Below are 699 nucleotides of genomic sequence, written 5' to 3'. Positions count from 1 at the left end.
CGGCCTGCGTGCGCCGGGTGGTGGGGTGCGCCGCATGCGCCGGCGCCGACAGCAGGTAAAACCTGGCCGGGTTGGCCGCATCGGCACTGGCAAAAACCACTTCTTTCGACCCCATGCCCACGTACAGGCAATCCTGGTTGCCCAGCTCGTACACGGTGCCGTCCACTGTCACGGTGCCCGCCCCGCCCACGTTCAGCGCGCCCAGCTCGCGGCGCTCCAAGAAGAAATTGGCTTTCAGCGACTCGGGGCAGGGCAGCGTCAGCCCGGCGCCAGTGGGCTGCGCGCCGCCCACAATCATGCGGTCGTAGTGCGTGTACGTCAGCTCAATGGCGCCCGCCGTGAAGATGTTCTCAATCAGAAAATGCTCCCGTAGCCCGCTCGTGTCGAGCGTAGCCGTTTCGCGGGGGCCAATGGCAAAGCGCTGGGTCATGGAATGGTTGAGTTTTGAATGTTTAGGGTTGAGATTTCGGCGTTGATTTCGTGAGGATTGGCGGAGGTATTTATTCATCACTCAACCCTCAGAACTCAACCCTTTATCGCCCCATCCAGCCGCCGTCGACGGTGAGGATGGTGCCGTGCACGTAGTCGGAAGCGGCCGAGGCCAAAAACACGGCCGGGCCTTTGAAGTCGGCGGCATCGGCCCAGCGGCCGGCCGGGATGCGGGCCAGAATGGCGGCGCTGCGTTCGGCGTCCTGGCGC

General features: G+C 64.1%; 2 protein-coding genes. Both read right to left on the bottom strand.

Annotated features, from left to right (window positions below; genetic code table 11):
* A partial coding sequence (locus ACYVDE_RS25165; protein ID WP_460504250.1) for a 5-deoxy-glucuronate isomerase occupies positions 1-430 on the bottom strand: 430 nt, incomplete at its 3' end.
* A gap of 103 nt (positions 431-533) precedes the next feature.
* Positions 534-699, bottom strand: a 166-nt coding sequence (locus ACYVDE_RS25160) for an SDR family oxidoreductase (RefSeq protein ID WP_460504251.1), incomplete at its 5' end; no start/stop codon positions are given.

It is taken from the genome of Hymenobacter agri (assembly GCF_054778495.1).
Note: the sequence above shows the minus strand (reverse complement) of the source record. Positions and strands in the feature narration are given on the sequence as shown.